The organism is uncultured Azohydromonas sp. (assembly GCF_937926365.1).
Taxonomy (GTDB): Bacteria; Pseudomonadota; Gammaproteobacteria; order Burkholderiales; family Burkholderiaceae_C; genus Azohydromonas.
Genome location: NZ_CALAOH010000226.1, coordinates 83471 through 103091 on the forward strand (window position 1 = coordinate 83471; position 19621 = coordinate 103091).

General features: G+C 70.2%; 21 protein-coding genes. 16 read left to right on the top strand and 5 right to left on the bottom strand.

Annotated elements, in window-relative coordinates:
- Positions 1 to 3: 3 nt before the first annotated feature.
- A complete protein-coding gene (locus Q0741_RS25135; RefSeq protein ID WP_298235935.1) occupies positions 4 to 777 on the bottom strand; it encodes a gamma-glutamyl-gamma-aminobutyrate hydrolase family protein in 774 nt (257 codons plus the stop codon).
- A 16-nt stretch (positions 778 to 793) separates the two neighbouring features.
- Positions 794 to 2122, bottom strand: a complete 1329-nt coding sequence (locus Q0741_RS25140) for an aspartate aminotransferase family protein (RefSeq protein ID WP_298235936.1) — start codon at positions 2120 to 2122, stop codon at positions 794 to 796.
- A 327-nt stretch (positions 2123 to 2449) separates the two neighbouring features.
- Here Q0741_RS25140 and Q0741_RS25145 point away from each other — a divergent pair, with 327 nt between their 5' ends.
- From Q0741_RS25145 to Q0741_RS25185, 9 genes are all read left to right on the top strand, one after another.
- On the top strand, positions 2450 to 3481 hold the full coding sequence (locus Q0741_RS25145; protein WP_298235937.1) for a MoxR family ATPase: 1032 nt from the start codon (positions 2450 to 2452) through the stop codon (positions 3479 to 3481).
- Positions 3482 to 3487: 6 nt separating this feature from the next.
- Positions 3488 to 4339: a DUF58 domain-containing protein gene (locus Q0741_RS25150; RefSeq protein ID WP_298235938.1), complete on the top strand. Its 852-nt coding sequence runs from the start codon at positions 3488 to 3490 to the stop codon at positions 4337 to 4339.
- 112 nt (positions 4340 to 4451) lie between these two features.
- Complete coding sequence (locus Q0741_RS25155) at positions 4452 to 5270, top strand: hypothetical protein (protein WP_298235939.1); 819 nt, start codon at positions 4452 to 4454, stop codon at positions 5268 to 5270.
- A complete protein-coding gene (locus Q0741_RS25160) occupies positions 5267 to 6286 on the top strand; it encodes a vWA domain-containing protein (RefSeq protein ID WP_298235940.1) in 1020 nt (339 codons plus the stop codon). The genes Q0741_RS25155 and Q0741_RS25160 overlap by 4 nt, the downstream gene beginning before the upstream one ends.
- Positions 6259 to 6846 carry a hypothetical protein gene (locus Q0741_RS25165; RefSeq protein ID WP_298235941.1) on the top strand — a complete coding sequence of 196 codons (588 nt, stop codon included), beginning with the start codon at positions 6259 to 6261 and terminating at the stop codon, positions 6844 to 6846. Before Q0741_RS25160 ends, Q0741_RS25165 begins: the two co-directional genes overlap by 28 nt.
- Positions 6843 to 7832: a vWA domain-containing protein gene (locus Q0741_RS25170; RefSeq protein ID WP_298235942.1), complete on the top strand. Its 990-nt coding sequence runs from the start codon at positions 6843 to 6845 to the stop codon at positions 7830 to 7832. Before Q0741_RS25165 ends, Q0741_RS25170 begins: the two co-directional genes overlap by 4 nt.
- 354 nt (positions 7833 to 8186) lie before the next feature.
- The gene (aceA, locus tag Q0741_RS25175; RefSeq protein ID WP_298235943.1) at positions 8187 to 9503 is read left to right on the top strand and encodes an isocitrate lyase; all 1317 of its coding nucleotides are present in this window, start codon (positions 8187 to 8189) and stop codon (positions 9501 to 9503) included.
- Between the two features lie 234 nt (positions 9504 to 9737).
- Entirely contained in the window at positions 9738 to 10646 is a 909-nt protein-coding gene (locus Q0741_RS25180; RefSeq protein ID WP_298235990.1) for an alpha/beta hydrolase, read from the top strand.
- 189 nt (positions 10647 to 10835) lie between these two features.
- Entirely contained in the window at positions 10836 to 11321 is a 486-nt protein-coding gene (locus tag Q0741_RS25185; protein WP_298235944.1) for a GNAT family N-acetyltransferase, read from the top strand.
- Positions 11322 to 11369: 48 nt separating this feature from the next.
- Here Q0741_RS25185 and Q0741_RS25190 read toward each other — a convergent pair whose 3' ends face one another.
- The 3 genes from Q0741_RS25190 to Q0741_RS25200 are packed head-to-tail and all read right to left on the bottom strand — an operon-like array spanning position 11370 to position 13421.
- The gene (locus tag Q0741_RS25190; protein WP_298235945.1) at positions 11370 to 12179 is read right to left on the bottom strand and encodes an NRDE family protein; all 810 of its coding nucleotides are present in this window, start codon (positions 12177 to 12179) and stop codon (positions 11370 to 11372) included.
- A complete protein-coding gene (locus tag Q0741_RS25195; protein WP_298235946.1) occupies positions 12170 to 12496 on the bottom strand; it encodes a DUF4936 family protein in 327 nt (108 codons plus the stop codon). The genes Q0741_RS25190 and Q0741_RS25195 overlap by 10 nt, the downstream gene beginning before the upstream one ends.
- On the bottom strand, positions 12486 to 13421 hold the full coding sequence (locus Q0741_RS25200) for a folate-binding protein YgfZ (RefSeq protein WP_298235947.1): 936 nt from the start codon (positions 13419 to 13421) through the stop codon (positions 12486 to 12488). The genes Q0741_RS25195 and Q0741_RS25200 overlap by 11 nt, the downstream gene beginning before the upstream one ends.
- Before the next feature lie 49 nt (positions 13422 to 13470).
- Between Q0741_RS25200 and mltG the strand changes: the two genes are divergently transcribed.
- The 7 genes from mltG to Q0741_RS25235 all read left to right on the top strand — a co-directional run bounded on the left by mltG (position 13471) and on the right by Q0741_RS25235 (position 19254).
- Positions 13471 to 14484: an endolytic transglycosylase MltG gene (gene mltG, locus Q0741_RS25205; protein WP_298235948.1), complete on the top strand. Its 1014-nt coding sequence runs from the start codon at positions 13471 to 13473 to the stop codon at positions 14482 to 14484.
- A gap of 21 nt (positions 14485 to 14505) precedes the next feature.
- Positions 14506 to 15117, top strand: a complete 612-nt coding sequence (tmk, locus tag Q0741_RS25210) for a dTMP kinase (protein ID WP_298235949.1) — start codon at positions 14506 to 14508, stop codon at positions 15115 to 15117.
- Entirely contained in the window at positions 15114 to 16130 is a 1017-nt protein-coding gene (locus Q0741_RS25215; protein ID WP_298235950.1) for a DNA polymerase III subunit delta', read from the top strand. Before tmk ends, Q0741_RS25215 begins: the two co-directional genes overlap by 4 nt.
- On the top strand, positions 16130 to 16501 hold the full coding sequence (locus Q0741_RS25220) for a PilZ domain-containing protein (protein WP_298235951.1): 372 nt from the start codon (positions 16130 to 16132) through the stop codon (positions 16499 to 16501). The genes Q0741_RS25215 and Q0741_RS25220 overlap by 1 nt, the downstream gene beginning before the upstream one ends.
- Before the next feature lie 45 nt (positions 16502 to 16546).
- Positions 16547 to 17329 (top strand): TatD family hydrolase, encoded by a 783-nt coding sequence (locus tag Q0741_RS25225; RefSeq protein WP_298235952.1) that lies wholly within the window; start codon positions 16547 to 16549, stop codon positions 17327 to 17329.
- Between the two features lie 5 nt (positions 17330 to 17334).
- Entirely contained in the window at positions 17335 to 18048 is a 714-nt protein-coding gene (locus tag Q0741_RS25230; RefSeq protein WP_298235953.1) for an ankyrin repeat domain-containing protein, read from the top strand.
- Between the two features lie 186 nt (positions 18049 to 18234).
- The gene (locus Q0741_RS25235; RefSeq protein WP_298235954.1) at positions 18235 to 19254 is read left to right on the top strand and encodes a DUF72 domain-containing protein; all 1020 of its coding nucleotides are present in this window, start codon (positions 18235 to 18237) and stop codon (positions 19252 to 19254) included.
- The last annotated feature ends 367 nt before the right edge of the window (positions 19255 to 19621 follow it).

A 19621-nucleotide genomic window follows, 5' to 3' on the forward strand; every position in this document is an offset into this window, starting at 1 on the left:
CGGCTATTCCTCCTGTCGGTTGTGGCGGCGCGCCGCCCGTTCGCTGCAGGCCAGGCCGAAAGCCCGCAGCAGCCGCATCGATACCGGGTTGTCTCGGGCACGCCATTCCGGATGCCACTGCACGCCCAGTGCGAAATCCATGCCCTGCACGGAAAAGGCCTCGATCAGCCCGTCCGGTGCGCGCGCTTCCACGCGCAGCCCCGGGGCGAGCCGGTTCACCGCCTGTCCGTGCACCGAGTTGACGCGGAAGGCCGCGTCGTGAATCACCGTCTCCAGCAGCCCGCCGGGCTCCAGGCGCACCTCGTGCGCCGGCGCGTACTGCGACTCCGCCGTCTCGCCCTGGCCGCGGTGGTCCGCGTAGCCGGGCAGGGCGTGCACCGCCTGGTGCAGGCTGCCGCCCAGCGCCACGTTGAGCTCCTGCGCGCCGCGGCAGATCGCCAGCAGCGGCAGCCGGCGTTCGACGAGGCGGGGAATGAAGGGCAGCGTCCAGGCGTCGCGCGCCGGGTCCAGCGGCAGCGTGGCGTCGTGCACCGCCTCGCCGAAATGGCTGGGGTGCACGTTGGACGGCGAGCCCGTGAGCAGCACGCCGTCGGCCAGGTCCAGCAGCGGGTCCAGCTCCTGCACCGACGCATCGGGCACCACCAGCGGCAGCGCGCCGGCCAGCCGCACGGCCTCCACGTACTTGGCGCCGGCGATGTGGAAGGGGTGCTGTCCCAGCAGCCGGTTGCAGGCCGGTACCAGCACCACCGGCAGCCGCTGCTTCATGGCCGGGCTCATGGCCGGAGCTCCGCGTTCAGGCCGCGCGGCGCAGCGCGCCGGCCAGCGTGTCCACGATGCGGTCGATGTGGCTCTTCTCGATGATCAGCGGCGGCGACAGCGCGATGGTGTCGCCCGTGGTGCGGATCAGCACGCCTTGCTCCCAGCAGTCCAGGAACACGTTGAAGGCGCGCTTGGCCGGCGCGTCGGGCATGGGCGCCAGCTCCACGCCGCCCACCAGGCCGATGTTGCGCACGTCCACCACATGCGGCAGGCCCTTGAGGGAGTGAATGGCCTGGCCGAAGTAGTCGTGCAGTTCGCCGGCGCGGGTGAGCAACTGCTCTTCCTCGTAGGTCCGCAGCGTGGCCAGCGCCGCCGCGCAGGCCAGCGGGTGCGCCGAATACGTGTAGCCGTGCGGGAACTCGATCAGCTGCTCCGGCCCGTGCATGAAGGCGTCATGAATGGCGCGCTTGGCGAACACCGCGCCCATGGGCACGCAGCCGTTGGTCAGGCCCTTGGCCACGGTCATGAGGTCGGGCGTGACGCCGAAGGTCTGCGCCCCGAAGGGCTGCCCGGTGCGCCCGAAGCCGGTGATGACCTCGTCGAAGATCAGCAGGATGCCGTGGCGGTCGCAAATCTCGCGCAGCCGCTGCAGGTAGCCCACGGGCGGCAGCAGCACGCCGGTGGAGCCGGCCACGGGCTCGACGATCACCGCGGCGATGGTGCTGGGGTCGTGCAGCGCGCACAGCCGCTCCAGGTCGTCCGCCAGCTCCGCGCCGTGCGCGGGCTGGCCGAAGCTGTAGGCGTTGCGCGCCGGGTCGTGGGTGTGGCGCAGGTGGTCCACGCCCGAGAGCAGCGTGCCGAACAGTTTTCTATTGCCGACGATGCCGCCGACCGAGATGCCGCCGAAGTTCACGCCGTGGTAACCGCGCTCGCGCCCGATGAGCCGGGTGCGGCTGCCCTCGCCGCGCACGCGGTGGTAGGCCAGCGCCATCTTCAGTGCCGTCTCCACCGACTCGGAGCCGGAGTTGGTGAAGAACACGCGGTCCAGTCCCGGCGGCGTCAGCCTCACCAGTTCCTCGGCCAGCTCGAAGGCCTGGGGATGGCCCATCTGGAACGGCGGGGCGTAGTCCAGCACGGAGGCCTGCTGCGCGATGGCCTGCACGATGCGCGGGCGCGCATGGCCGGCATTGACGCACCACAGCCCCGCCACACCATCGAGCACCTGCCGGCCCTCGGGTGTCCAGTAGTGCATGCCTTCGGCGCGGGCCAGCAGGCGTGGCGCCTGCTTGAACTGCCGGTTGGCCGTGAAAGGCATCCAGTGAGCGTCGAGGGAAGGGCTGTCGGTAGTGCGGTCGGTGGTCATGGGCTCTCAACACAAGCGCGGCCCTGCAGCCGCGGGCCGTTCCAGTCTAGTCCCGGGCAAGGGGGGCTGCAGGCGAGCGCCGTGCGGGCCCGGCGCGGGCGTGGGAAGTCTTTCCGGCGAGCTGATGCGCAGGTGCATGCGCAGCGGCCTTGTCATCGGGGCAAACCCATGGTGCATGCGCGGCCTGGCGCCGTTCCCGTGCCTTCTCAACCAAGCCGTCCCTTGCAGGCGACCCTGTATTGGGGTGGGTCATCCATCGCCCGCGCGTCGGTTGCACGGGCATCCTCCGAGCCGCGAACACGTCCAAGGATGTGCAGGAGGACTCGCATGGCGGTGGACCCGGGTTGGCTGGCAGCGCAGCGCGAACAGGCGCTGGCGATGGAGCGGGAGATCGGGCGCGTGGTGGTGGGGCAGGCGCGCGCGATCCGGCTGGTGAACATTGCCGTGTTCGCCCGCGGCCACGTGCTGCTGCAGGGCGACGTGGGCGTGGGCAAGACCACGCTGCTGCGCGCCTTCGCGCGCGTGGTGGGCGGCGCCTTCGCGCGGGTGGAAGGGACCATCGACCTGATGCCCGCGGACCTGCTGTACCACACGCACATCACGGCCGAGGGCCGCCCGGCGGTGGACCCCGGGCCGCTGATCGCTCATGGCCCGGAGCTGGCGGTGTTCTTCTTCAACGAGATCAACCGGGCACGGCCGCAGGTGCACTCGCTGCTGCTGCGCGCCATGGCCGAGCGCAGCGTCTCGGCCTTCAACCGCGAGATCGCATTGCCGCACCTGCTGGTGTTTGCCGACCGCAACCGCGTGGAGCGGGAAGAGACCTTCGAGCTGGCGGTGGCGGCGCGCGACCGCTTCCTGATGGAAGTGACGCTGGACACGCCCGCCGGCGCGGCCGAGCGCGAGGCGCTGGTGTTCGACCCGCGCTTCCACGACACCGACGCGCTGGTGGACACGCTGCCCGCGGGGCTGGTGTCGCACCGCGAACTGGGTGCACTGTCCGCAGTCCTTCAGAGCCACATACAGGCTTCTCCCACGTTGCGGCGCTACGCGCTGGCGTTGTGGCGCGCCACCGAGCAGCCGGCAGAAAGCGGGGTGCGGCTGGCGCAGGCGGACGGCCTGGACCTGTCGCAGCTGGTGCTGGCCGGCGCCAGCCCGCGCGGCATGAGCATGCTGCTGCGCGCCGCGCGCGTGGCGGCCTGGCTGGAGGGCCGCGATCACCTGGTGCCGGAAGACCTGCAGGCGGTGTTCCACGAGGTGCTGGCGCACCGGCTGGTGCTGCAGCCGGTGTACGAGCTGCGCCGCGCGACGCTGGTGCCGGCGTTGACGGCCGCCATCCTGCAGGCGGTACCCGCGCCCTGAGCCGCCATGGACGCCACGCCGGCCGAGTTCTTCTACCGGCTGCCCGCGCCGGCGCAGGGCCTGCGCCCGGGCGCGCACCGCGGACAGGGTGGCGAGGGCGGTCTGGAGTTCCGCGGCCATGCCGATTGGCTGCGTGCGCCGGATGCGCGCCGGCTGGACTTGCGCGCCACGCTGCGCGATCCCTTCCAGCGCTGGCAGGTGCGGCTGCACAGCCCGCCGCGGGCGCAGACGGTGTGGCTGATCGCCGACGTCTCGGGCTCCATGGCCTTCGGCGCGCCGCGGCGCAAGCTCGACCTGCTGGCGGACTTCGCCCAGAGCCTGGCCTGGTCCGCCTGGCGCACGGGCGATCCCTTCGGCTGCGTGGCCTGCGACGACCGTGTGCGCGAGGAGCTGCTGTGGCCGCCCGCGCACCAGGCCGGCCGGACGCTGGACCTTTCGGCGCGGCTGCGCGCGCTGCAGCCGGTGGGCCGCGGCAGCCGGGCGCTGGCACAGGCGGCAGCCGTGACCGGGCGGAGGCGGGCGCTGCTGTTCCTGGCTTCGGATTTCCACGTGCCGCTGGAAGAACTGCGGCGTTGGCTGTCGGCCTTCGCAGCGCACTGGGTGGTGCCGGTGGTGGTGTGGGACCGGCGGGAATTCGAGCCCGGCGGCCGGGCCGGCCTGTTGCCGCTGGTGGATGCGGAAAGCGGCGAGCGCCGCCTGCTGTGGTGGCGGCCCGGCCTGCGCGCGCGCTGGGCCCAGGTGGCGCACGAGCGGCGCGAGGCCTTGAAGGCCGTGTTCGCACAGTCGCGGCTGCGGCCGCTGTTCATCGAGGGAAGGTTCGATGCGGATGCGGTTACGCGGTATTTCCTGCAGGGGTAGGGAGTGGATTCCAGAGCGGGGGTGCGGGCTGAGTCACGCATCCACGTTCCTTGCAGCCGCACTGCTCCTGTCCGTCGGAGCCGCCTTTGGCCAGGCTCTGCAGCTGCGCGAGATGGAGCCCCGCCGCTTCGGCTACCACCTCGGTGACGTCGTTGAGCGTCGCGCCGAGGTGGAGATCCCTGCCGACCTGCGGCTGGACCCGGAGTCGCTGCCCGTGCCGCGCCTCGGCACCTCGCTGGAGCTGCGCGAGGTGCGCTGGGAGCCGCCGCCGTGGTGGCGGCGCGGCGGCAGCGCCACGCTCCTGCTGCGCTACCAGGTGCTGCGCTCGCCCAGCGCGCCGCAACTGCTGGACCTGCCGCCGGTGACGCTGCGCTTCGTCGGCACCGCACGGCCGCAAGAAGCGCGGCTGGACGGATTGCCCATCCTGGTGAGCCCGCTGGTGCCCGAGCCGCCGCCGGAGCGCCGGGGCCTCGGTGCCCTGCAGCCCGACTTGCCACCGCCGCTCATCGATAGCCGTCCGTTGCACTCCCGGCTCGCAGTCGAAGCGCTGATAGCCGTGCTGGCCGGCGCGGCACTGCTGGGGAGCCTGCTGGGCTGGCCATGGCGGCGCCATCCACGCCACTTCGATCGCGCCTGGCGGCAGATACGCCGCTTGCCCGAGCCGGCCAGCGCGGTGCACTGGCGCCAGGCGATGACGGCGCTGCACCACGCGCTGGACCTCAGCGCCGGCGAGGCGCTGTTCGCGCCGGGGCTGGACGCCTTCCTGGCGCGCCGGCCGGCCTTCTCGCCGCTGCGCCCGCAGCTGGAGCGCTTCTTCGAGCTGTCGCGCCGCACCTTTTTCGCGCCCGGTGGCGAGGCCATCCCGGAGTTGGGCTGGCTCAAGGCGTTGTGCCGGCTGGCCCGGGTGCTGGAACGGGAGAGTGAGCGGTGACGCTGGCCCAGCCGCTGTGGTTGCTGCTGCTGCCACTGGCGCTGTTGCCCTGGCGGCGCAGCGCCGAGGCACCGGTGCTGCATGGCGCGCTGGCGCTGCTGCCGCCCGATCCGGCCAGCCGGCTGCTGTCGCTGCTGCTGCGCGCGCTGGGCTCCCTGGCGATTGCCGCGCTGGTGCTGGCGCTGGCCGGACCGCGGCTGGCCGAGCGCGCGGTGCAGCGGGTAGGCCGCGGTGCCGAGATCGTGCTGCTGCTGGATCGCAGCGGGAGCATGGACCAGAGCTTCGGCAGGGCGCGCAACGGCGGCGGCGAGGCGGCGCGTGGTGGGGGGCTGGCGGCCCAGGCGCGGGGCCGGGCCAAGAGCGACGTCGCGCGCGAGGTGCTGTCGGACTTCGTGGCCCAGCGTCCGAACGACCGCTTCGCGCTGGTGGCCTTCAGCGCCGCGCCCATGCCGGTGCTGGACTTCACGCAGCACACCGAGGCCGTGCAGGCCGCCATCGCCGCCGCCGCGGTCGGGCGCGGTCTCGGCGAGACGGACATCGGGCGCGGCGTGCTGGCGGCGCTGGACCACTTCGGGCAGCGCCCCTTTGCCGGGGGGCGCATCGTGATGCTGGTGTCCGACGGCGGCGATCACCTGGAGCCGGCCATGCGCGAGCGCATCACGCAGCGCATGCGGCGCGACCGCGTCTCGCTCTACTGGCTCTACCTGCGCTCGGCCGGCAGCCCGGGCCTGCAGCCGCCGCCGGGCAGCGACCCCGAGGCGGCCTCCAACGTGCCGGAGGTGTTCCTGCACCGCTACTTCGGCACGCTGGGCCCGCAGTACCACGCCTACGAGATCGAGGACCCGGCGGCGCTGCAGCGCGCGGTGGCGGACGTGGGCCGCCTGGCCGACCTGCCCAGCGCTTTCGAGGAACGGCTGCCGCCGCGGCCGCTGGACGGCGCCTGCTTGGCGGTGGCGCTGGGAAGCTGTCTGTTGCTTTGGGGGGCGCAATGCGTACAGCGCACACGCTGGGGCTGAGCCGCCGCGCGCGCCGGTATTTCCTGATGGTGCTGCTCGTCGCGGCACTGGGCGCGCTGGCGTGGGACGGGCTGGCGCAGTGGCGCGCGCAGGGCTGGAACACGGTGATCACGCAGCGGCAGGTCCTGGCCGCGGCCGGTGCGCAGGCCGCCAGCGCGCCGCAGGCGCTGCCGGCCGAGCTGCGCTTTGCCGTCGCGAGCGAGCAGGCCGCCGCCGGCAACGACGCGGCGGCGCTGGACGGCTGGCGCGCGCTGCAGTCCGGCACGCCGTTGGGCCGCGCCGCGCGCTTCAATGCCGCCAATGCACTGCTGCGCGAGGCCGCACGGCTGCGCGCGGGCGAGCAGCCCGGGCAGGCCATCGCGCTGGTGGAGCTGGCCAAGGAGAACTACCGCGAGCTGTTGCGCCAGGACCCGGGGCACTGGGCCGCCCGCTACAACCTGGAACGCGCTCAGCGACTGCAGCCCGATGCCGAGGACGCGGAGACGGCGCCCGCCGCCGCGCCGCGTGATGCGGAGCGCGCGCCCACCACGGCGCGCGGCGTGGCGCAGGGGCTGCCATGACAGGCGGCCGATTCGCCGCCCCGGCAGCGCTGCGCCGTGTCCTGGCCGGGCCGCCGGGGCGCCGGGCGCTGCTGCCGTGTGCCATCGGGCTGCTGCTCCTGGCGCTGGCCGATCCGCGGCTGCCGCTGGTGCGCGCGCAGGTGGAATCGGTGGTGGTGCTGGACATCACGCAGAGCATGGACGTGGTGGACGTGCAACTGCAGGGCCGCAGCGTTTCGCGGCTGGCGCTGGCGCGCGCCGCGCTGCACGAGGCGCTGGGGCGGCTGCCTTGCGGCTCGCGCATCGGGCTGGGCGTGTTCACCGAGCACCGCAGCGTGCTGCTGCTGGCGCCGCTGGAGGTCTGCGCGCACCTGCAGGAACTGCGCGGCGCGCTGGCGCGCATCGACGGCCGCATGGCGTGGAGCGGCAACAGCGAGGTGGCCAAGGGGCTCAACAGCGCGCTGCGCCTGGTGCGCGCGCTGCCCGAAGCGCCTTCGCTGGTCTTCGTCACCGACGGCCACGAGGCGCCGCCGCTGAACCCGCGCTACCGCCCGCCCATGGACGGCACCGACCGCGCCTCGGGCTGGCTGGTGGGCGTGGGAGGGCTGGCGCCGGTGCCCATCCCGCGCAGCGACCCCGAGGGCCGGCCGCTGGGCTTCTGGGGCGCGCGCGAGGTGCTGCAGGTCGAGCCTTACAGCCAGGGCCGCGGCGGCAGCGTGCAGGGCGAGCGCATGGTGGAGGACCCCGCCGGCCCCGCGCCACCCGACCTGGGCGCCACGCCGGGGCGCGAGCACCTGTCCTCCCTGCGCGAGCCCTACCTGCAGCGCCTGGCGCAGGAGACCGGCCTGCGCTACGCCCGGCTGCACCCGGGCGTGCCGCTGCTGGCGCTGCTGCGGGATCCGGCGCAGCAGCGACGCCAGCCGGTGCCGTTGCGCCCGCTACTGGTGGTGCTCGCGCTGGCATTGCTGGCGCTGCGGCATGCGGGCCGCGTGCGCCCGGGTGTTTGAGTCGGTCCGGGCATTCCACCCGCGTCCGGCTCGGGCCCGCTCGCCACGCTCCATCTGGTTGAGTGCGCTCCGGGTTGCTGGGGATGCGCGCGCCCACGCGCTGTGCTTGCTTCCTTCGTCGCACGGTGAAAAACGGCATTTCGCATTGTGAAGTTCTGGTTTTTCGCGGCGCAGCAATTTTTCTCATTACGGAAAACGGCATCCCGCATTGCGAGAGTGTTTTTGTAAGTGCTTGATTTTTTTGAAGAAAAAAATCTGTCTTATATAAGACATAAGTCTTCTGTCCGGCGCGTTCCGCCTTTAGGCTTTAGCCATCGATTCGCCACTTGCATCTCACCCCTGAAGGAGTACCTGATGAGCCAACTGACCCGCGAACAGCAGATCGCCGCCCTGGAGAAGGACTGGGCTGAGAACCCCCGTTGGAAGCTCGTGAAGCGTGGCTACAGCGCCGCCGACGTGGTGCGTCTGCGCGGCAGCCTGCAGCCCGAGTACACGCTGGCCCAGCGTGGTGCCGAGAAGCTGTGGGAGAAGGTCAACGGCGGTGCCAAGAAGGGCTACGTGAACGCCTTCGGCGCGATCACCGCCGGCCAGGCGATGCAGCAGGCCAAGGCTGGCCTGGAAGCCGTGTACCTGTCGGGCTGGCAGGTCGCCGCCGACGGCAACACCTCCGAGACGATGTACCCGGACCAGTCGCTGTACGCCTACGACTCGGTGCCGACCATGGTTCGCCGCATCAACAACACCTTCAAGCGTGCCGACGAGATCCAGTGGTCGCGCGGCATCAATCCCGGCGACGAAGGTTTCGTGGACTACTTCCTGCCCATCGTGGCGGACGCTGAAGCCGGCTTCGGTGGCGTGCTCAACGCCTTCGAGCTGATGAAGAACATGATCGCCGCGGGCGCCGCCGGCGTGCACTTCGAGGACCAGCTGGCCGCCGTGAAGAAGTGCGGCCACATGGGCGGCAAGGTGCTGGTGCCGACCCGTGAAGCCGTCGAGAAGCTGATCGCCGCGCGCTTCGCCGCCGACGTGATGGGCGTGCCCACCATTGTGCTGGCCCGTACCGACGCCGAGGCTGCCAACCTGCTGACCAGTGATTGCGACGACAACGACAAGCCCTTCATCACCGGTGAGCGCACCCAGGAAGGCTTCTACCGCGTCAAGAACGGCCTGGAGCAGGCCATCAGCCGCGGCGTGGCCTACGCGCCCTACGCCGACCTGGTGTGGTGCGAGACCGGCGTGCCCGACATCGGCTTCGCCCGCGAGTTCGCGCAGGCCGTGCACGCTGCCTGCCCGGGCAAGCTGCTGAGCTACAACTGCTCGCCCTCGTTCAACTGGCGCAAGAACCTGGACGACAAGCAGATCGCTTCGTTCCAGGAAGAGCTGTCGGCGCTGGGCTACAAGTACCAGTTCATCACCCTGGCTGGTATCCACATCAACTGGTACAACACCTTCCAGTTCGCCCATGCCTATGCCCGCGGCGAAGGCATGAAGCACTACGTCAACATGGTGCAAGAGCCCGAGTTCCAGGCGCGCGAGCAGGGCTACACCTTCGTGTCGCACCAGCAGGAAGTCGGCGCCGGCTACTTCGACGACGTGACGACCGTGATCCAGGGCGGCTCCTCCAGCGTCAAGGCGCTGACCGGTTCCACCGAGGAAGAGCAGTTCCACTGATCAACCAGATCCACTGAGCCTGTGCGTGGGGTGCGGGCTGCCGGCGAATCCAAGCCGGCCCTTCAGTGAGACATGCGGCGGCAACCCTGCCGCATGCAGCCCGACGGCTCAAACGGCCGTCGGGCTTTTTACTTTTTGGGCCGCTCAACGGGCAGGGCAGGGCGCACGGGCATACTCGCCGCCCGTTGCAACCCGGACCGTCGTCGCTTGAGCACCCAATTCCTGACGCCGCAGATGGCCGGCCTGCTCGCGCGCATGTCGCGCGTGAAGACCCCGCCGCTGCACACCATGACCCCGGCCGACGCGCGCGCGGCCTATACGCTGCGCGCCGAGGTGCTGGACCTGCCGCGAGCCCCGCTGGCGCGGGTGGAAGACTTCACGCTGCCCGCCGCCGACGGCACGGCGTTGCCCGCGCGCCTCTACGCGCCTTCGCACGAGCGGCTGCCGTTGCTGCTGTACCTGCACGGTGGCGGCTTCGTCATCGGCAACCTGGAGACGCATGACAGCCTGTGCCGCCAGCTGGCGCTGCGCAGCGGCGGCGCGGTGGTGGCGCTGGACTACCGGCTCGCGCCCGAGCACCGTTTCCCGACCGCGGTGGATGACGCCTGGGCCGCGCTGCACTGGTTGGCCCGGCACGCGCACACGCTGGGCCTGGACGCGTCGCGGCTCGCCGTGGGCGGCGACAGTGCGGGCGGCACGCTCGCGGCGGCCACGGCGCTGCACGCGCGCGACGTGGGGCTGTCGCTGGCGCTGCAGCTGCTGATCACGCCCGGCACCACGGCGCATGCCGACACGGCCAGCCACAAGCTCTTCGCCAGCGGCTTCGTGCTGGACGCGGCGGCGATTGCCTGGTTCTTCGATCACTACATCGACGTGCACCACCGCCGCGACTGGCGCTTCGCGCCGCTGGAGGCGGAGGTGGACGGCGTGGCGCCGGCCTGCCTGATCCTGGCGGAGTGCGACCCGCTGGTGGACGAGGGCGTGGCCTACGCCGACAAGCTGCGCCTGGCCGGCGTGCCCGTGGATCTGGAGCTCTACCGGGGCCTTACCCACGACTTCATCAAGATGGGCCGTGCCATCCCGCAGGCGGCTCAGGCGCAGCAGGTAGCGGCCGAAGCCCTGCGACAGGGGTGGGGCGGCTGACGTTAGACAACGTACATGGCTTGTGGAGCTACCGACCGCAACGTACAAGCAACTTGGTATGCGCTCCCGCCTTCGTGTCTACAGTCGAATGGCCGCTGGAGGAATGGCCGCTGGAGCGGCGCTGTCCCGGAGTGGCCGAGGCGAGGCACCGCCAGGCTACGGGGTGCTTGAAACCGCAGCACAACGTACATGGTTATAAACACTTCTCAACGCCTACCTGACACCACTTACCTGCAAACCGGCAACTGGCAGGACCTGGGGGAGGTCGCCCAAACGATCCGGCACGCCGTGTTCGTGGAGGAGCAGCGCATCCCGGCGGACCTGGAGCGCGATCCGGCCGATGCCGGTTGCATGCACGCCGTGGTCTTCAACGCGACTGGCCAGCCCGTGGGTACTGGGCGTCTGCTGCCGCTGTCCGACGGCGTCATGAAGCTCGGACGCCTGGCGGTGCTGCGCTCCTGGCGTGGTCACGGCATAGGCCAGGCGCTGCTGCAGGCCTTGTTGGAAGCGGCGCGCGGGCAGGGTGCGCGCGAGGTGATGCTGCATGCGCAGCAGTCCGCGGCGAGCTTCTACTTAGAGGCCGGCTTCGAGCCCCGTGGCGAGGAGTTCATGGAGGCAGGCATCCCGCACCTGGAAATGGTGCTTGGGTTGCAACGCGGGGATCGAGGCCAGTGACCTTGTTCGCGCATTCCCGCGCCTTCGCCGAGGGCTGACGGAAGCTTCCTACAGCAGCGCCTGCACCTTGCCCGCCATCTGTACCGCCGGCCTGGCTGGCCAGCGCGGCAGCTCCACGCGGGTACGGAAAGGCTCCGGCCCGTGCGTGAGCTCCACCGCCACCAAGCGCTGGCTCTCGCGCTCGCGCACCAGCACCGTCGAGCAGCGCGTGGCGTAGTGCGGCATGTCGATGAAAACGGAGGAGAGGTAACGCTCCACCTCCAGCGGCACGCCCGTGCTGGGCAATGCCGCATCGGGCGCCGGCGTGCGGTTGGACAGCGCCAACAGCAGGGTGTCGATCAGCCCGTCCACGTCGTCATGGCGCTGCAGCGCTTGCGCCAGATCCTGCTTGAGCTGCACAGTCTTGGGCCAGGGTGTGTCCAGCGCGGCATTGGACAAGCCGTGCACGCCGGGCCGCAGCGCGTGCGGAGCCGGGTGGTCAGTGCCGGTCCAGAAGAACTCGCCGCGCACGAGATCGGCCGCGAGCAGGTTGAAGGGGTTGTGCCGGGCGATGCTCAGCGCGTCACAGAAACCCGTTGCGTCCGCGCCACCCAGCAGCCATTGCGGGACGATTTCGCCGCGCGAAGGCGCGTCCGGCTGCACGGCGCCGGGCCGGCGCACGTTGGTGAGCATCGCCAGGCGGCCGGCGTCGGTGAAACCGCACCAGGTGCCACCGGCGCGCAGGTCCCGGCCGGCCACGATGCCTTCCGCCCAGCGGTGCAGCGCGGCGGCGGGGCGATCCAGAAACTCGTCACGGTTGGCGGCCAGTACGAGGTCGAAGCGGGGATGCATGTCCCACGCCAGGGCGATCAGGCACATGGCTCGAACACTTCCACGTGGCGGGGACCCGCCACCAGCAGCGCCAGCGCTGTTGCGGCGGCATGGGCGATGTGGGCCTCCAGCGCCGCATCGATGCCGCCGGGGCGGGCATAGGTTTCCATCAGCGTGCGCTGCCCGTCCATGTCCTGGGGTTGCGGCCGCTGCAGCAGCGCACAAAGCAGGTCCGGGTGCGCGCGCCGGAGTTCGGCCTGGAAGGTCTGCACGGCCAGTACGCACGCACCCAGATCGGGCAGAGCCACGCGGTAATACACGAAGAGCTGGCGCCCGTCCGGGGCTCCGGACGGGTCAGGCGGCATCCAGAGGTACGTCGTAGGGCAGGGGCGTGTGCCGCAGTGCCGGGCCATCCGGGCTGCGCAGATGCAGCGAGGGTGCCTGCAACGCCGCGATCTTCAGTTCCACCAGCGTCGCGGTGCGGCCCTGCAGCGTGGCGGCATCGACCACCATGCCCGAGGGCTGCGTTGGATCGTCGCCAGCGGCAAACACTTCCTGGCCTGGGGCTGCATCGGCGGCATCGCTGTCGAAGAGGAACGCTCGGCGCTTGGTCGTGCCACGGTACTGGCTACGTGCCACCACCTCCTGGCCCGGGTAGCAGCCCTTCTTGAAATTGACGCCGCCCACCAGTTCCAGGTTGATCATCTGCGGCACGAACTGCTCGGAGGTAGCGGCGGCCACGCGCGGCAGGGCGCTGCGCACTTCCAGCCAGCGCCAGGCCTCCTCGGACAGCGCGGGCAGTGCCGGCGGTTCACCTGCGGCCAGCAGCCAACGCGGCACGCCGTCGACGTCGGGCAGGCGCACCACGTCGGCGTCCTGCACCCGCGCGCGCTGCCAGGGCTGCTGCGGCGCGGTCTCGCCGAGCCAAGCTGCGGCGCGGGGACCGGCCAGGCCGTAGAGGCGCAGGTCGGTGGCCTCGCTGAGCTTGCACTTGGCGCGCAGCACGAACATCGAGAGCCGCTTGACACTGGCCGCGAGCACGTCGGCGCTGCAGGCCAGCAGCACCTCATCCGGCGCCGGGCGCCATATGACGAAGCTCGCCAGCAGGCGGCCCTTGGCGGTGCAGTAGCCAGCCAGGCGGGCGGTGGTGGCGTTGAGGGAGTTCACGTCCTGCGTAAGTTGGCCATGCAGGAAGGACGCGGCATCCTCGCCGCTCGCGCGCACCAGGCCCCAGTGCGTCAAAGGCGCGGCACCGTCGAAGGTACCTGCCTGAATGAGGGTGTCGGTCATGCGGCCATTATGATCAGCGGCTTTGCCCCGGGCGGGTGTTGGTGTGGTGATGAGGCGGATCTTGCTGGCGCTCGTGCTGCTGGTGGCCACGGTGACGCTGGCTGCGGGTGGCGTCGTGTGGTGGTGGTTGCAGCGGCCGCTGCAGCTGGAGTCGGCTTCGGTGGAGCTGTCCATCGAAGCGGGCGCCGCGCCGCGCGCGGTGGCACAGGCCTGGGTGCAGGCGGGAGTGCAGACCTCACCGCAGTTCCTCTACCAGTGGTTCCGTTGGTCGGGCCAGGCGCGCCAGATCCGCGCCGGTAGTTACGAGATCGAGCCCGGCGTCACGCCGCGGCAGTTGCTGGACAAGATGGTGCGCGGCGACGAGGTACTGGAGAGCGTGCGCTTCATCGAGGGCTGGACCTTCAGGCAACTACGCGCCGAGCTGGCTCGTGCCACGACGCTCAAGCCCGCCACAGCTACCCTCAGCGACGCAGAACTCATGGCTGCCCTGGGTGCGCCGGGCGTAGCGCCGGAAGGGCGCTTTTTCCCGGACACCTACGCGTACAGCCGCGGCGTGAGCGATCTCACAGTGCTCAAGCGCGCGCATGCGGCGATGCAGCGCCGCCTGGCGCAGACCTGGGCCGAGCGCCCGGCTGACACGCCACTGCGCAGCATGGACGATTTGCTGGTGCTGGCCTCCATCATCGAGAAGGAAACGGGCCAGGCTGCGGATCGTCCCAAGGTGGCGGCGGTGTTCCTCAACCGGCTGCGCGTGGGCATGCCGCTGCAGACCGATCCGACCGTGATCTACGGCCTGGGCGAGCGCTTCGACGGCAACCTGCGCAAGCGCGACCTGCAGACCGACACGCCCTTCAACACCTACACCCGTACCGGGCTGCCGCCCACGCCGATCGCCATGCCGGGACTGGAATCGCTGCGCGCTTCCGTGAAGCCAGCTCCCACGAAGGCGCTGTACTTCGTCTCGCGCGGCGACGGCAGCAGCGTCTTCAGCGACAACCTCGCGGACCACAACCGGGCCGTCAACCAGTACCAGCGTGCGCCCCGAACCTCGGGCACACCCTGATCCACCGTTTCCCTATCCCACGTGAACCACGGCTTCATCACCTTCGAAGGCATAGACGGCGCGGGCAAGAGCTCGCACATCGAGGCGCTGGCGCAATGGCTGCGCGCTCGCGGGCGCGAGGTGCTGCTCACGCGCGAGCCCGGCGGCACGGCGCTGGCGGAGCGGCTGCGCGAGCTGCTGCTGCACGAGGCCATGGACACACTCACGGAAAGCCTGCTGGTATTCGCCGCGCGGCGTGACCACCTGCGCCAGCGCATCGAGCCGGCCTTGGCACGCGGCGCCACGGTGCTGTGCGACCGGTTTACGGACGCCACCTTCGCCTACCAGGGCGGCGGGCGCGGCTTCGATCTGGACGTGCTGGGCCGGCTCGAAGGCTGGGTGCAGGAGGGCCGGCAGCCGGACCTGACACTGTGGTTCGACCTGCCGCCACGGATCGCGGCGCAGCGCCGTGCCGCGGCTCGTGCGGCGGACCGCTTCGAGCGCGAGGACGAAGTCTTCTTCACCCGCGTGCGCGAGGGCTACGCAGCGCGCGCGGTGGCGGCGCCGGGGCGTTTCGTGTGCATCGACGCCGCGCAGCCGCGCGAGGCAGTGTGGACGCAGATCGAGCGCTCGCTGCTGGAGCGCGGCTGGTGAGCGCGCCGCTGCCCTGGCTGGAGGGGCCGCTGCAGCAGGCCCTGAGGCAGCGCGCGCATGCGCTGCTGATCCACGGTCCGGCGGGCGTGGGCCAGTACGAGTTCGGCTTCGAGCTGGCGCGCGCACTGCTGTGCGAGATGGCGGGCGACGGCACGCATCGGCCCTGCGGGCGCTGCACGGCCTGCCACCTGATGGACACGCATGGGCATCCGGATTTCCGGCTGCTGCTGCCCGAGGCATTGAGGGAGCCGCTGGGCTGGGCGGAGGAGGAGCCGCGCAAGAAGGATGCGAAGCCCAGCAAGTGGATCCGCATCGAGGAGGTGCGTCAGGCCATCGACTGGACGCACCAGAGCGTCTCGCGCGGCGTAGCCAAGGTGCTGTTGATCCACCCGGCCACCGCGATGCAGGAAGCCAGCGCCAACGCGCTGCTCAAGACACTGGAGGAACCCTCGCCGCAGGTACGGCTGCTGCTGACCGCCACCGATCCCGAGCTGCTGCTACCCACCATCCGCAGCCGCTGTCAGCGCCTGGGCCTGGCGCTGCCGCCGCGCGGGCAGGCGTTGGAATGGCTGAAGGAGCGCGGGCTGGCGCAGCCGCAGGTGCTGCTGGACGCCGCGGGCGGCCGGCCGCTGGAGGCGGTGGCCTTGGCAGGCGAGGGCATCGACGCCGCCGCCTGGACCGCGCTGCCGCAGCGGCTGCGCCAGGGCGACGCGACCGCCGTGGCGTCATGGAATCTGCCCCGGCTGCTGGAGACGCTTTTGAAACTCTGCCACGACCTGATGGCCCAGGCTGCGGGCGGTGCACCGCGCTACTTTCCGGCCGATGCCTTACCGCCGGGTGCGACGCTGGCCGAGCTAGCGAACTGGTCGCGCGAGTTGACGCAGCTCTCTCGCCACGACGAGCATCCGTGGAACGCGTCGCTGCTGGCGGAGTCGCTGGTGGCGCAAGCCGCGGCGTTGTGGCCGGCACGTGCCGGCTCCGGCCGCGCCCGGGTCACTACACTGGGCCGTTGATGAACGCCTCTTCTTCCTTCGACCTGGATGCGGCCCCGGCGACGCGGGTGCAGCTCGTGTTCAACGACAAGGCCGCTCTCTACGCGGCCTACATCCCGCTGTTCACCGAGGGTGGTCTCTTCATTGCCACGTCGCGGGAGCACTGTCTAGGCGATGCCTTCGAGCTGGAGCTGACGCTGCCCGGCGAAACCGAATGCCGGGTGGTGGCAGGCAAAGTGGCGTGGATCACGCCGGCCCATGCCGCCGGCGGACGTGCCCAGGGCGTGGGCGTGGCCCTTATGGGCGACGCCGAGTCGCGCACGCTGCGAGCCCGGATCGAGGAGATCCTGGGCAGCGCGCTGGCCTCGGCCCGGCCGACGCAGGTTTTCTGATCCTTTCTTTCCGCCCCCGGCCGCGGATTTCAACTGCCGACTGCGATGTACGTCGATTCCCATTGCCATTTGAGCTTCCCTGAGCTGCACGCGCGGCTGGACGAGATCCGGGCCGCCATGGCCGCTGCGGATGTAGACCGCGCGCTGTGCATCTGCACCACGCTGGAGGAGTTCGAGTCCGTCCATGCGTTAGCCATGGCTTACGACAACTTCTGGGCCAGCGTGGGTGTGCACCCGGACAACGAGGACGTCATGGAGCCCACCGAGGGCACGCTGTGCGAGTGGGCGGCGCGCCCGCGCGTGGTGGGCATCGGCGAAACCGGGCTCGATTACTACCGGCTCAATGGCCGCAGCCTCGCGGATATGGAGTGGCAGCGCGAGCGTTTCCGCGTGCACATCCGCGCTGCGCGTGCCACTGGTAAACCGCTGATCATCCACACCCGCAGCTCCAGCGAGGACACGCTGGCGATCCTGCGCGAGGAGGGCGGCGAGCAGGTGGGCGGTGTCTTCCACTGCTTCACCGAAACCGAGGCCGTGGCGCGAGCGGCACTGGACCTGGGTTTTCACATTTCCTTCTCCGGCATCCTCACGTTCAAGAACGCGGCGGATTTGCGAGACGTCGCCAAGTTCGTGCCCATGGACCGGCTGCTGATCGAAACCGACAGCCCATACCTGGCGCCGGTGCCGTACCGCGGCAAGGTGAACCAGCCGGCCTACGTGCCGCATGTCGCGGCGCAGCTGGCCGAGCTCAAGGGCTGCAGCGCCGAGGACATCGGCCGCGCCACGAGCGCCAACTTCGAACGGCTGTTCGAGGTAGCGGCGGTATGAGCGGGATGCTTGACGGCTGGAGAGCCCAATCTGCAGGCGTGCAGGCGGGCCGTCGGCGGCTGGTCAGTGGTCTGGGACTGGCAGCTGCTGCCTGGGCGCTCGCGAGCCCAGTCTGGGCGGGCAGCTACGAGGATTTCTTCAAGGCGGTTGAACGCGACGACGCACGCAGCGTCGCGGCACTACTGCAGCGCGGCTTTGACCCGAATGCCCGAGACGAGCTTGGCCAGCCGGCCTTGACGAGGGCTTTCAAGGAAGACGCGCTGAAGGCTGCGGAGGCGCTGTGGACGCATCCGCAGCTCGACCTGGAAGCCGTCAACGCTGCCAACGAGACGCCGCTGATGATGGCGGCGCTGCGCGGCCACGTGGCCTGGATGCAGCGGCTGATCGAGCGCGGTGCACGCGTGCACCGGGACGGCTGGGCACCGGTGCATTACGCAGCATCGAGTGCGGAGCTGGAGCCGATGGAGCTGATGCTGCGCGCTGGCGCGCCGGTGGACGCCGTGAGCCCCAACGGCAACACGCCGCTGATGATGGCCGCCGGCTACGGTGCGATCGATGGGGCACGGCTGCTGCTGCGCCGCGGTGCCGATGCCACGGTGCGCAACCAGCGCGGGATGACGGCTGCCGATTTCGCGCGCTCGATGGGGCGCGATGGCCTGGCGTCGGAAATCGAAGCCGCCGCAGCGCGACGCCGGACCGCGGTGGCACCGGTGCAGTGAGCTGCATGCTGTGGCATCGAGATCAATCTCGGCGGTGATGGCTGGTATCCGGTGCCGGCACAGCTGGTGAGGGGGTGCCCGCCGGGTGTTAAGAAATCGCCTCAATGCATATTATGTTAAATCAAGTTGCTCACAGGCTTCTTTTCTACCCTGGGTTTGTGTTCCTGTCGCATCCTGGGCTGAGTCATGAATAACGCGGCCTCCTCGCTCCAGTCCCTGCTCTTCGATGAGCCGGTGCCGCCCGTCGCGGCCTCGGTGCAACCAGCGCCGCCCAATCCGGAATGGTTGGAGCTTGCTCAGCGATTGCGCGAGCGCTGGGGTGGCCGGCTGCATCTGGGCACGTCCTCGTGGAACTTCAGCGGCTGGTCGGGGCTGGTATGGGCACAGGCCTATCCGGAGGCACGTCTATCGCGCGAAGGTCTGCCGGCCTATGCAGCGCATCCGCTGTTGCGGACCGTGAGCTTGGACCGGGCGTTCTATCGCCCACTGGACGCGGCTGCCTACGCGGGGTTGGCGGGACAAGTACCGAAGGATTTCCGCTTCGTGGTCAAGGCGGCGGCGCTGGTGAGCGACGCTGTGCGGCGCGACGCGGGGGGACGTGCAGAGCGCAGCAATCCGTTGTTCCTGGATCCCGGCGTGGCGCTGGAGCAATGCCTGCGGCCGGCTGTCGAGGGTCTCAAGGACAAGCTCGGCGTGCTGGTGTTTCAGCTTTCTCCATTGCCTGCCGCGTGGCTGCACGACCCGGTACGGCTGGAAGCTCAACTGGAGCGCTTGTGGCAGGCGTTGCTGCCCGAGTTGCCCGCCGACAGCCGCCTGGCGCTGGAACTGCGCGACCCCGAGTCGCTGCAACCGTGGCTGGCGGCGCATCTCAAGGCCTTCGGTATTCGGTATTGCCTGGGTCTGCACGACCGCATGCCGCCAATCGAGCGACAGGTGCCGATGCTGCGCGCCACCTGGCCTGGTGACCTGGTGTGCCGCTGGAACTTGCACGCTGGCCAGAGCTATGCCGGCGCCAAGGACGCCTGGGCGCCTTTCGACAAACTGGTGGCGCCGGACCTGCCCACGCGCCAGGGCCTGGTGCGTGTACTAACCGGCACGCTGTCGGCGGGATACCAGGCTTTCGTGACGATCAACAACAAGGCTGAGGGCAGCGCGCCCTGCTCCGTCCTGGCGCTGGCACGCGATTTGGCAGCAGCTCCAGGCTGATGGGGTTTCCGCGCCCTGCTCCGCGTTCCATACCCGAAACTCCCGCGGCCTTTCACAGCGGCTATCGAGTCACCCCTGGCGACTGGGCAAACCCCCAAAGCAAAAAGACCGAAGGCCCTTGCGGAACCTTCGGTCTTTTGCTTGTTTGGCGGAGTCGGAGTCCGCCAGCATGTTGTCTGCTACCGTTGGCGTTGTCTGAAAAAGTGTAGTCACAGAGCGAACTTAGCAAAAACCATTGTCTGATAGTGTCTACTCTCGTATGATGCCATTCATCATTTTTTGATGGGTGCGTTGATGGGTTCTATACAGGCACTTTGGAAAGGCTCTTCGACATGCCCAAGGTGATTGCCCCGCTTGGCCAACTGGC

Excerpts from the sequence above, each read along its gene's own strand:
- Q0741_RS25155 (WP_298235939.1), top strand. The coding sequence starts at position 4,452 with ATGGAGCCCCGCCGCTTCGGCTACCACCTCGGTGACGTCGTTGAGCGT.
- mltG (WP_298235948.1), top strand. The coding sequence starts at position 13,471 with ATGAGGCGGATCTTGCTGGCGCTCGTGCTGCTGGTGGCCACGGTGACG.
- Q0741_RS25220 (WP_298235951.1), top strand. The coding sequence starts at position 16,130 with ATGAACGCCTCTTCTTCCTTCGACCTGGATGCGGCCCCGGCGACGCGG.
- Q0741_RS25185 (WP_298235944.1), top strand. The coding sequence starts at position 10,836 with ATGGTTATAAACACTTCTCAACGCCTACCTGACACCACTTACCTGCAA.
- Q0741_RS25165 (WP_298235941.1), top strand. The coding sequence starts at position 6,259 with ATGCGTACAGCGCACACGCTGGGGCTGAGCCGCCGCGCGCGCCGGTAT.
- Q0741_RS25140 (WP_298235936.1), bottom strand. The coding sequence starts at position 2,122 with ATGACCACCGACCGCACTACCGACAGCCCTTCCCTCGACGCTCACTGG.
- Q0741_RS25145 (WP_298235937.1), top strand. The coding sequence starts at position 2,450 with ATGGCGGTGGACCCGGGTTGGCTGGCAGCGCAGCGCGAACAGGCGCTG.
- Q0741_RS25230 (WP_298235953.1), top strand. The coding sequence starts at position 17,335 with ATGCTTGACGGCTGGAGAGCCCAATCTGCAGGCGTGCAGGCGGGCCGT.
- Q0741_RS25195 (WP_298235946.1), bottom strand. The coding sequence starts at position 12,496 with ATGCCGCCTGACCCGTCCGGAGCCCCGGACGGGCGCCAGCTCTTCGTG.
- Q0741_RS25190 (WP_298235945.1), bottom strand. The coding sequence starts at position 12,179 with ATGTGCCTGATCGCCCTGGCGTGGGACATGCATCCCCGCTTCGACCTC.
- Q0741_RS25135 (WP_298235935.1), bottom strand. The coding sequence starts at position 777 with ATGAGCCCGGCCATGAAGCAGCGGCTGCCGGTGGTGCTGGTACCGGCC.
- aceA (WP_298235943.1), top strand. The coding sequence starts at position 8,187 with ATGAGCCAACTGACCCGCGAACAGCAGATCGCCGCCCTGGAGAAGGAC.
- Q0741_RS25170 (WP_298235942.1), top strand. The coding sequence starts at position 6,843 with ATGACAGGCGGCCGATTCGCCGCCCCGGCAGCGCTGCGCCGTGTCCTG.
- Q0741_RS25150 (WP_298235938.1), top strand. The coding sequence starts at position 3,488 with ATGGACGCCACGCCGGCCGAGTTCTTCTACCGGCTGCCCGCGCCGGCG.
- Q0741_RS25235 (WP_298235954.1), top strand. The coding sequence starts at position 18,235 with ATGAATAACGCGGCCTCCTCGCTCCAGTCCCTGCTCTTCGATGAGCCG.
- Q0741_RS25200 (WP_298235947.1), bottom strand. The coding sequence starts at position 13,421 with ATGACCGACACCCTCATTCAGGCAGGTACCTTCGACGGTGCCGCGCCT.
- Q0741_RS25225 (WP_298235952.1), top strand. The coding sequence starts at position 16,547 with ATGTACGTCGATTCCCATTGCCATTTGAGCTTCCCTGAGCTGCACGCG.
- Q0741_RS25180 (WP_298235990.1), top strand. The coding sequence starts at position 9,738 with ATGGCCGGCCTGCTCGCGCGCATGTCGCGCGTGAAGACCCCGCCGCTG.